Raw genomic sequence first — 7,200 nt, forward strand, 5'->3', positions numbered from 1 at the left:
CGGATTCTGGAAAGCACCTTCCAAGCCACTGAAATCAAATCGGAAAAGCCAGAATCCAGAATTCGCGCGGGGAGCAGAATTCGCGGATTCTGCCCAGAATCCGGGGCTGCGGAGCCAGAATTCGCGGCGGGGAACGGCGTGAGTTTTCATGCTTCGTCCTCCTCCTGATAGACCCAGACGGAGGGGTTCTCGACGGGCAGGACGGCCCCGGTCTGCGGGCATTTGTAGTGGCTGGGCAGCGCCGGGATCAGCTCCGGCGTGACCTCGCCCGTGTCGGGATCGACGGTCTCGCCGCCCGTGCCAAACAGCATTCCCTCGACGCAGAGATAGCCGTATTTGCTCCGCTCAGCGGCCAGGCCGATGCGCGTGGCGGCGGGGCCGCGGATGAACTTGACCTTGCCCTTGGTGGCGAGAACGCTGAGCCGGTCGTGGACGATGGTCCGCCCGCCGAGCCCCCCGGTATTCTCGAATGCCTCGGAAAACTGGGCGAAGGTGTAGAGCTTGCCGCGCCGCGCCTCCTCGTAGAGCAGACCGAGGATGACGTCGTTCTTGCGCATGCGCTCGGCGTCATGCTTTGCGCCCACCTCGGCGCGCACGAGGCGCTCGTTCATCGGGTTGATCTGGACCCATTGGCCGCGCACCTTGTCGATCAGCTTCGAGGGCAGCGCGGGGCCGTTGCGCAGCTCAATCTCCAGCTTGCGCTCAGACGCGTCCTCGTCGGGGCGGTGCAGGATCAGCCCGGAGGTGTAGAAGCCCCGCAGGGCGCTGGCGCCCGAGAGCGCGAGGAACGGATCCTCCTTCACCTGATGCTTGCTCAGCTTTTTGGTGTGGTGAATCAGGATGATCCCGCAGTCGGGGTTCACGTGGTCGCGCAGCACCTCGACCCGGTCCTTGAGAAAGAACATCATCGCGGCGTTGTCGTTCTCGCCACCGCCGTCAGGTCCGCCGTCGAACAGGTTGCGGATCGGGTCGATGCACAGGATGTCGACGGGCTCGGCCGGGAACGCCTGCTGGATCGCCTGCGCGACCAGCGGGCTGCCACCCTCATCGAGGAGCAGTTTCAGCTTCGGCGTGACAACAAGATTTTCGCGGGCGGCGGCCATCACCTCGGGCGGCAGGCCAATCTGCTGCATGCGCTCGCGCAGATAATGGTACTGGATCTCGGCCTGGAGATAGAACACGCGCAGCGGCCGTGGCGGCGTGAAGCCAAGGAACGGCACACCGGCAGCCATGTGCACCAGCCAGCTGATGACGAGATCGCTCTTGCCAACCTTGGGTGCGCCGCCCAGCACCAGCATGCCGCCCGGGGTCAGGACGCGCGGGCCGATGATGTCGTCGGGCATCGGCGTGCCGTCGTCCAGCAGCGCCCCCAAGGTGAAGGTGGCGATCTCCCTTGCCGCAGGAGCGCCGTCGTTCCGAATGAGCGGCGGGCCGTTCCTCGCGATGTGCAGCGCCCAGAGCCGCTCGTATTCGACCCAGAGACGGTCTTCCGGCCAGCTCGGCCGGATCATCGCCGCGTTGTATTCGCCGATCGCGCGCCAGGCTTCCTCCCGGCTCATCCGCCCCTCATGCGCCATGCGGACATAGTGGCCGATGGCCATGCTGACGCCTTCGAACCGCGTCCAGGCATCCTGGCCGCCCTCGCGGACCGGCGTGATCAGGGCTGCGTCCACGCCGGGTTTCTCGCGCGGCTCGGCCGTCGCCATGCCGACGCCAGGCATGGGCGGCATCTCGCCCGCGCGCTCGAGCATGTCGGCCAGATCGAACTCGAGATCGCTGGCTTCCCGGATCAGGACGAGCCGTTCCTGGCCGCCCTTGTGATAGACCGTGCCGGGCACGCGGATCGGCTGGTGCGCCGAGCGGAAATGCATGTCGCCGCCGACCTTGAGCGCGATATCGCCCCGCAACTGGCAAAGCCGCGCGAGTTCGGCGCCGTCGGCGGGCTCGGTCAGCTTCCACCAGACGTGGAGCTTGGTCGCGCCATCGGCTGTGCGCCCGCCGCTCTCGACGATCAGCGTCGGTCGCCCGATATGGTGGACGAGGTGATCGAGCTTGGCTGGGATGTCGCCTGCGTCCAGATCGACGACGACGCTCTGCATCTGCAGGACATCGGCGGCACGCGCCTGTCCGGTTTCCGCCACCGTGCCGGGAATGACATAGACCGCCGCGCCCTCGCGCGCGCCCCAGGCGGCGAAGGTGGCGAGCTTGTCGGGCGCCGCGCCGTTCGCGTCGATCCAGATGTTGTGGGGCCGGCCGTCCTTGCCCTGACCCTTGTCCACGAAGCCACGGACAGGGATCAGTCCCTCGGAATAGCCGAAGACCACGTCGACGAAGCGCGCGATCTGCGCAGGGTCCGGTTCCACGGCGAAGGGATCGGGCAGCGGCGCCGCGTCGTTGAAATCCCGCCACGGGTTGAAGTGGATGATCTTGTCGTCACTCATGCCGCCAACCCCCAGCACCGTTCGGCATGGGCGCAGAACCGGCATTCGAAGAAGTCGCGGTTGGCGGCGATGCGGGGCAGCAGCTCGCCCGCGTCGGTGGCCTGCAGGATCCGCACCGCGCGGTCGGACATGCGCTGCGCCAGATCGGCATCGAAGGCGACCTGCTCGTGATGCAGCTCGGCCGTGTCCTTGTTGATCGCTGTGAACAGCGCCGGTGCGGCCGATATCCCCGGCACCGAAGGCTCCATGTAGGCCTGGTAGATGGCGATCTGAGCGGCGTAGACCGGCTTGGAGACAGCAACCCCGTCCTTGACGCAGGCCCGCCAGTTCTTCGCGTTCATCGTCTTGCACTCCCAGAGCGCCGGGGTGCGAAGACCGAGCGCGGCCGGGGTGCCGGCGATGATCCCGTCGACATGGCCACGGATGCGGCCGCCCGCGACAGAGAAGCCGAACTGTTCGCCATCGGGGCGGTTGCCCTTGCGGGTGTAGAGGTCGAGCCCCGCCGCCCGCAGCCAGCGGATCGCCAGATCCTCGAGTTGATGTCCGATCTCGAAGATCCGCAGGGTCTGGCCGCCGAAATCCACGCCATCATCCTTGGGCGCACCCGCGAACTCGAACTGCAGCGCGCGTTCGCAGGCATGCCCGAGACGGGATGCGCCGAGATAGGTCCGGGGCGGCGTGGCGTCCCGCTCGGCGATCAGCGCCGCGTCGACCAGCGCGTTGATCCGCTCGGCCATGGAGGGGCGCGGGTTGAAATCCAACATCAGAACGGCACCTCGCTCCCGGCGGCGATGCGCGACATCTCGGCGCCGTAACCTTCCAGCACCTCCTCAATCAGGGCGGTGACATCGGTTTCGGTGAGATCGCGCAGCCGCTTGTCCCAGCCGATCAGGTCCATTGTCTGACCCAGCCGCTTCATCACCATCGCTATGGCGAGGCGTTCTTCATCGGTCGTTCCCTGCATGGTCAGTCCTTTCCGGTGGCGGGCCGCGAAGAACGCCTGGCAGTGCATCGAGCAGAACCAGCGGTATTCGCGGGGGCGGGGTTTGTTGGGGTTGAAGAAACCGAAGCCGCGCGCGGGGCGCAGACAGACGGCGCAGGGCTTGAGGCGCGGGTGCCAGAGCCGAATACGCTCCGGGCAATCCGCAGGCGCTGCGGGCGGGGATGGGACTTGCGCGACATGGCTCACGCCGCCCTCCGCTCGGGCTCGGCCGCCGTGACGAGGCGCCGGATGTCGCGCTTGTTGAACTGGAACGAGATCAGCGCGGAGGCGCGATAGCGCGTCAGGCCGTAATCGCGCCGGAACTCCGGCGGCAGGCAATTCAGCTGCTTTTCCGTCGCGTCCTGCTTCAGCCAGCCCTTGGACTTGAAGGCGCTCTCGTCGGTCTCATGGGTGTTCAGCCAGTCGTCGGCCTGCGCGAGACAGACGATGCGCTCGCCCACGCTCAGGAGCCGCGTCGCCTTGCCCTTGGCGCCCCCGACCGCGTGCCAGCGGCCCTCGAGGAAGAACACGCCGCCCCAGGCGTGAAAGCCGTTGGCCATCAGCGCGGCGTCGTCGCCGAACAGGTCCACCCACGCGAAACTCGATCGCTCGAGAAGATCGAGCTCGGTCATGACGATACTGTCGATTGGCTCCCCGCCTTCACGCGGCAACTCGCACCCGCAGATCGGGCATTCGGTGACCGCGATCGGGATCTCGGCCTTGCATTCGGGGCAGAGCTTCGTGGGGGCTTCCCCCGGCGTCGGAACGCGGCCGTCGAGATCGACATCCTGTTCCAGCGTGCCGTGCGTGAGACTCGACGTCCCGAAGTCGAGTACAATGCAGTCGATCTTCACGATGCCGGGGTGTTCCTCGGGATCGACGGTGCGCAGCCCGCGCCCGACCATCTGGATCATGGTGGACTTGTAGGAGCTGGGGCGCAGCAGCACGACGCAGGAGGTGGGCGGATGGTCCCAGCCCTCGGTCAGCACCGCCACGTTGACCACGACGCGGATGTCCCCCGCGGCGTAGTCGGCGAGGATCGCCTTGCGGGTCTCGGCCGCCAGATCGCCGTGGATCAGCGCGGCGGAAACGCCCGCCGCCCTGAACGCCTCGGTGACGTGCTCGGCGTGGGCGACGGTGGAGCAGAACACCACGGTCTGACGGTCGCCCGCCTTTTCCTTCCAGTGGCGGATCACCTCGTCGGTGACGGGGGCGCGGTCCATGATGCCCGCCACCTCCGCCATGTCGAAATCCGACATCGTCTTGCGGACCGAGCGCAACTCGTCCTGCACGCCCACGTCGATGACGAAGGTGCGCGGCGGCACGAGGTGGCCCGAGGCGATCAGCTCGCCCAGCCGCACCTGGTCGGCGACATTGTCGAAGACCTCGCGCAGGCCCTTCCTGTCGCCCCGGTTCGGCGTGGCCGTGACCCCAAAGATGCGGGCGTCGGGATTGGCCTCGCGCACGCGGTCGATGATGCGGCGGTAGCTGTCGGCGACGGCATGGTGCGCCTCGTCGACGACCAGCAGGTCGAGGCGCGGCATGTCGGCGAGGTTCGAGGCCCGCGCCAGCGTCGGCACCATGGCGAAGGCGACCTGGCCGCCCCAGGACTTCTCCGTGGCGTCGATCACCGAGGTGGCGACGCCCGGCACCACGCGCTGGAACTTGGAGCGGTTCTGCGCGGTCAGCTCGTCGCGATGCGCCAGCACGCAGGCCCTGGCGCCGTCGCCGATCATCTCGCCAGTGACCGCCGAGAGCATGATGGTCTTGCCCGCGCCGGTGGGCGCCACGCCCAGCGTGTTGCCGCGGGAAGCGAGCGCAGCCACGCTGCGCTCGACGAAGGTCTTCTGGCGGGGGCGCAGGCGCATGGCCGGTCTCCCCCTTACTGCGCCCAGCTCGGCCGACCGGCGGCGCCGGGGGCGGACGCGGGCTGGCTGGGCTGATGTGCCGCTGCCGCAGGGGTGGGCTGCTGCGGGGCATGTCCGGCTGCACTCTGTCCGCCGAACTGCAGCGCCGCCGTCCCCATGACCTGCGGGTAATCGCGATGATCCGGCGTGACCGCGCTGCGGATCTCGTTCTTGTCGTCGCCGCTGGCGTCGGTGCCGATGTCGATGCGGGCGATGAACTCGATCCCGTCGAGATCGGCAAAGCCGTTGATCCGCCGCGCCGCCTGCGCCTCCGCCGACATGTCCTTGTCGGAAATCCCGCGCGCCGAGTTCAGCATGCCGCGCACGAGGCTGCGGCCCATGTTGGCCCAGTCGGGCCCCTTCGGGCTGTAGAGCCCGATCAGGGTGAAGATCTTGCGCCGGGCGTACTGGCCCTCGGTCACGGTGAATTCGCCGTTCAGATAGACAGCCCCGGTCGAGCCGCGCGCGGCATAGCCGCCGGTCCAGCCCTGCGAGGCATCATCGAAACCGCCGGGGCGGATGGTCAGGCGCACCTTGGCCAGCGTGCCCTTGGGGATCAGGTTGGTGTTGCTTTGCGCGTCGTTGAAATCGTTCCAGGAACCCATGGGGAACCTCCTTTTCTGATCAGGATTGCGGTTGGGATGGGGCGTCAGCCGCCGGGTCGGCGGGTGGCGGGGTGTAGGTCAGGCGCTTGGGCGCTGGCGCGACGGGGGCGCGGATCTTTGTCATCAGGCGGCCGAGGTGAGGCTCCTCGACCTGATCCAGCCGGCCGGAGCGGTCCTTGGCGGGAAAGCCCCAGGGGTTGATCGTGTGGCAGACGAAGGCGCGATAGGGATCGCCATCGGCCTTAAGCTCGGCCATGGTGATCACCTCGTCGACGATCCCCGGCAGCTCCAGCCCGGTCTTCGAGCCATCGATCTGCGGCTGGAACACCTTGCGATTGAAGTCGTCGAGCTTCTCGTCGAGGATCCCGACGAACCAGACGTTCTTCGCCCGCGTGTGCTGGAGATGCGTGAGCCAGCCGATCATCTCGCGTCCGTGAAGCCCGTAGGCCCCGCGCACATCCGGCTTGCCGGTCTTCTCCGAAAGCGCCTCGGGCTGGCCCTTGCACCAGCCGAAGCACAGCCGCCCCGCCACGGTGATCGAGTCCACGAAGATCGTGTCGTAGCGGTCGAGCGCGGCCGGATCGCCGAAGCGGTCGCAGACTGCCTTATAGTGCGCCGGGCTGTAGGGCTGCTCGTCGCGGAGCGCCGGGTTCGGCCCGCCGATGAACACCGCGAAATCCCGGCATTCCGTCCAGGTTCGCGGCCGGATGCTGTCGCCCGCCCAGCCCTCAATTGCGAGATCGCCCGCCTCGAGATCCATGAACAGGGTCGTCGATGCGTTCAGGGTCCAGAGGAGCGACGTTTTGCCAATTCCGCTGACCCCGAAGATACAGCCCTTGATACCTCTGGGCTCTGCAAGTCGTTGATCAGCCGATATGATTGGAAGTCCGGACATCCACATGCCTCCATGTTTTTCTGTTGAGAACCGAGCAAATCGCCGGACGGCTGACGCCGAGCTCATGCGCGATGCGGTAGGTGGAGGCGCCGTTCTCCCGGAGTCGGAAGGCGCGTCTGACCAAGTCTTCGTTCAGCTTGGCCCTCGGATTGCCGGTGCCCAGCAAGAGTGGCGGCTTGGATCCTCGATCCTTGCCGATCATGTCCGCCAGATTGTCCTGCTGGGTAAGCGTCGCCTGTGCCCCACCTTCCGCATTTTCACGTGACCTGAGATTTCGCGCCTGATGGAGATTGGGCGGGAGTTTCGCGATGGCGACTACGGTGGAGTTTCTCAGGGACTATGGGGTGGACATCCGGCCGAACGGGCAGCG

At 67.1% G+C, this 7,200-nt stretch carries 7 protein-coding genes; all 7 read right to left on the reverse strand.

The genetic code is table 11. The features are described from left to right. Positions 1-146: 146 nt before the first annotated feature. Genes FNJ84_RS18005 through FNJ84_RS18035 form a run of 7 tightly spaced genes read right to left on the reverse strand, consistent with a single transcriptional unit; the run spans position 147 to position 7,032 of the window. On the reverse strand, positions 147-2,441 hold the full coding sequence (locus FNJ84_RS18005) for an AAA family ATPase (protein WP_143794664.1): 2,295 nt from the start codon (positions 2,439-2,441) through the stop codon (positions 147-149). Further along, positions 2,438-3,205 carry a hypothetical protein gene (locus tag FNJ84_RS18010; protein WP_143794665.1) on the reverse strand — a complete coding sequence of 256 codons (768 nt, stop codon included), beginning with the start codon at positions 3,203-3,205 and terminating at the stop codon, positions 2,438-2,440. Before FNJ84_RS18010 ends, FNJ84_RS18005 begins: the two co-directional genes overlap by 4 nt. Further along, positions 3,205-3,630: a DUF6511 domain-containing protein gene (locus tag FNJ84_RS22465; protein ID WP_255471281.1), complete on the reverse strand. Its 426-nt coding sequence runs from the start codon at positions 3,628-3,630 to the stop codon at positions 3,205-3,207. The genes FNJ84_RS18010 and FNJ84_RS22465 overlap by 1 nt, the downstream gene beginning before the upstream one ends. Further along, positions 3,627-5,291, reverse strand: coding sequence for a DEAD/DEAH box helicase (locus tag FNJ84_RS18020; protein ID WP_143794666.1), 1,665 nt, complete (start codon positions 5,289-5,291; stop codon positions 3,627-3,629). The genes FNJ84_RS22465 and FNJ84_RS18020 overlap by 4 nt, the downstream gene beginning before the upstream one ends. A gap of 14 nt (positions 5,292-5,305) precedes the next feature. Further along, positions 5,306-5,935, reverse strand: coding sequence for a hypothetical protein (locus FNJ84_RS18025; protein WP_143794667.1), 630 nt, complete (start codon positions 5,933-5,935; stop codon positions 5,306-5,308). A 19-nt stretch (positions 5,936-5,954) separates the two neighbouring features. Beyond that, positions 5,955-6,830, reverse strand: a complete 876-nt coding sequence (locus tag FNJ84_RS18030) for an ATP-binding protein (protein ID WP_143794668.1) — start codon at positions 6,828-6,830, stop codon at positions 5,955-5,957. Further along, complete coding sequence (locus FNJ84_RS18035; protein WP_143794669.1) at positions 6,802-7,032, reverse strand: hypothetical protein; 231 nt, start codon at positions 7,030-7,032, stop codon at positions 6,802-6,804. The genes FNJ84_RS18030 and FNJ84_RS18035 overlap by 29 nt, the downstream gene beginning before the upstream one ends. Positions 7,033-7,200: the final 168 nt, after the last annotated feature.

The organism is Paracoccus sp. M683 (assembly GCF_007096355.1).
Lineage (GTDB): Bacteria > Pseudomonadota > Alphaproteobacteria > Rhodobacterales > Rhodobacteraceae > Paracoccus.